2 protein-coding genes are annotated in these 586 nt (G+C 54.3%); one reads left to right on the top strand and one right to left on the bottom strand.

The genetic code is table 11. The features are described 5' to 3' along the window. A partial coding sequence (locus EXE45_RS17495; RefSeq protein ID WP_206750506.1) for a hypothetical protein occupies positions 1-303 on the top strand: 303 nt, incomplete at its 5' end. Between the two features lie 24 nt (positions 304-327). Here EXE45_RS17495 and EXE45_RS17490 read toward each other — a convergent pair. Beyond that, the coding region (locus tag EXE45_RS17490; RefSeq protein ID WP_137695081.1) for a DNA cytosine methyltransferase at positions 328-586 on the bottom strand (259 nt) is incomplete at its 5' end.

Genomic DNA, 586 nt, shown 5'->3' with positions numbered 1-586 from the left:
GGAACACCAGTTTGGATTGCCGACGCAAAGTGGAAGGAGAGTGACTCGCCGGCACGAAACGACCTGTATCAAGTCACAAGCTACCAACGGAAGGTGGGAGGGGATTCAGTGATATTCTATCCTGAGCAAGGGGGTTCCCTCGAAACCGTCTATGGACTCTCAGACGACGAGCATGACACACAGGAAGATAGTGAATTGCGGATAGTCGAGGTACCGCTAGGTGGTGAGACTTATCAAGAGTTTGAGCGAGAAGCCAGAGAGAAGGTTAGGGAAGCATTACAAGCACAACTTCCAGAGCTGTGATTTTCACTTGTATCGAGTTACGAGTCAGTTGGCGAAGTCAAGCGTAACCTGCTGTGCGTGACCGCCGATGTCAGCTTTTTCGTCCTCGAACTCGGCAAGGTCCATCCCCCCGCACCGAAGCTTGTAGATACGCTCTCGCTCCGCGTCAGTGAGCGTCTGACTGTAGACACTCTGCTTGAGGTAATAGCCGACCGACTCCGCGAGGTATGGCGGAACCGCATTCCCGATCTGCTTTCGGACTGAGACGAGCCCGCCGTCGAACCGGTACCAGTCCGGGAATGTC

The organism is Halorubrum sp. SP9, from assembly GCF_005435015.1.
In the GTDB taxonomy this organism is placed as follows: domain Archaea; phylum Halobacteriota; class Halobacteria; order Halobacteriales; family Haloferacaceae; genus Halorubrum; species Halorubrum sodomense.
This window is presented reverse-complemented; position numbering and strand designations above follow the sequence as displayed.